This is a genomic window from Microcystis sp. M49636_WE2, from assembly GCF_030065375.1.
Lineage (GTDB): Bacteria > Cyanobacteriota > Cyanobacteriia > Cyanobacteriales > Microcystaceae > Microcystis > Microcystis aeruginosa_C.
In genome coordinates, this window is record NZ_JASJFG010001070.1 from 1 (window position 1) to 1,846 (window position 1,846).

A 1,846-nucleotide genomic window follows, 5' to 3' on the forward strand; every position below is an offset into this window, starting at 1 on the left:
GGGGGTGCCGATCCCCCCTTAATCCCCCCTTAATAAGGGGGGCATCTGATAATTTTTAACGGCTACCTACTTATTTTTACTTCAATGATTTCCACTTCCCAGATACCCGATTCTTTTGTCTCACCTTGCCGTCGCGCCTCGGTTAGTCGTACTACCAAAGAAACCGATGTCCAGGTGACGATCGATCTTGATGGTAGCGGCAATTGTCGCGCCCAGACAGGAATTCCCTTTCTTGATCATATGTTGCAGCAAATCGCCTCCCACGCCGCAATCGATCTCGATGTGCTTGCCACCGGAGATCTAGAAATTGATGACCATCACACCAATGAAGACGTGGGAATCACCCTCGGACAAGCTTTACTGCAAGCTTTGGGGGACAAAAAAGGGATCGTCCGTTTCGGGCATTTTGTCGCCCCTCTCGATGAAGCTTTAGTGCAAGTTGCCCTCGATTTTTCCGGTCGCCCCCACCTCAGTTATGGTCTAGAAATTCCTACCCAAAGAGTGGGAACCTACGATACTCAGCTAGTGCGGGAATTTTTCGTTGCTTTGGTCAATCACAGTCAAATGACCCTACATATTCGCCAATTAGACGGGATTAATTCCCATCATATTATTGAGGCTACTTTTAAAGCTTTTGCCCGGGCGATGAGTGGGGCCATAGCGATCGATCCCCGTCGCGCCGGTATAATTCCCAGTTCTAAGGGAGTTTTATAGAAGCACTACTTAACCCGAATTAACGTTAGCTTAGAAGCCCATAATTTGAGCCACTTGGGTTAATTCGGGAGCAATCCCAGATTTTAGTTGGTTATTGCTGTATTTTACCGCCGAATCTGGGTCTTTTAGGCCATTTCCCGTTAAAACACACACTACGGTGGCCCCATCGGGAACCTGTTGATGCACTTTTAATAATCCTGCCACAGAAGCGGCGCTGGCTGGTTCACAGAAAACCCCCTCTTGGCCCCCTAAAATCCGATAGGCTGCCAATATTTCCTCATCGCTGACCGCGTGAAATTGCCCTTGACTAGCGTGACTAGCGGCCCAGGCTTTTTCCCAGTTAGCGGGGTTGCCGATACGGATAGCCGTGGCTAGGGTTTCGGGATGGTCAACCGGTTGTTTAGAGATAAAAGGGGCAGCCCCGGCGGCCTGAAAACCCATCATCTTCGGCAGTCGGTCACATTTGCCTATCTGGTGATACTGACAGAATCCCATCCAATAGGCGCTAATATTGCCCGCATTGCCCACGGGAATACATAACCAGTCGGGGGCATTACCCAAGACATCGACAATCTCGAAAGCGGCGGTTTTTTGACCCTCTAAACGGTAGGGATTGACGGAATTGACTAAAGTTACGGGATAATTTTCTGATAGTTGGCGGACAATCTTGAGGGCATCATCGAAGTTGCCATTAATAGCGATGACTTCCGCTCCGTACAATAAAGCTTGGGCTAATTTTCCTAAGGCTACATAACCATCGGGGATAATCACAAAGGCCCGCATCCCCGCACGTCTTGCATAGGCTGCCGCCGCCGCCGAGGTGTTCCCAGTACTGGCACAAATCACCGCTTTTGCCCCTTCTTCTTTAGCTTTCGAGATGGCCATGGTCATGCCCCGGTCTTTAAAGCTGCCGGTGGGATTTAAGCCATCATATTTGACAAAAACCTTGACATCGCGCCCGATTTGTGCTGAGAGATAGGGGGCGGGGATCAGGGGTGTATTGCCTTCTAGGAGGGTAATTACAGGGGTTTTACTGCTTACGGGCAGAAATTGGCGATATTCTTCGATCAAACCGCGCCAGCCGCCGATAGACGAGGATTTAGTGGGTGATTGGGGGATCGATCGAGAAATA

The 1,846-nt window shown here is 49.8% G+C and carries 2 protein-coding genes; one reads left to right on the top strand and one right to left on the bottom strand.

Translation table 11 applies throughout. The features are described 5' to 3' along the window. Positions 1-84: 84 nt before the first annotated feature. Positions 85-714, top strand: coding sequence for an imidazoleglycerol-phosphate dehydratase HisB (gene hisB, locus PX484_RS24815; protein WP_104397039.1), 630 nt, complete (start codon positions 85-87; stop codon positions 712-714). 30 nt (positions 715-744) lie between these two features. Here hisB and thrC read toward each other — a convergent pair whose 3' ends face one another. After that, positions 745-1,845 carry a threonine synthase gene (gene thrC / locus PX484_RS24820; RefSeq protein ID WP_288106061.1) on the bottom strand — a complete coding sequence of 367 codons (1,101 nt, stop codon included), beginning with the start codon at positions 1,843-1,845 and terminating at the stop codon, positions 745-747. Position 1,846: the final 1 nt, after the last annotated feature.

Coding starts and splice junctions, on each gene's coding strand:
- hisB (WP_104397039.1), top strand. CDS start 85: ATGATTTCCACTTCCCAGATACCCGATTCTTTTGTCTCACCTTGCCGT.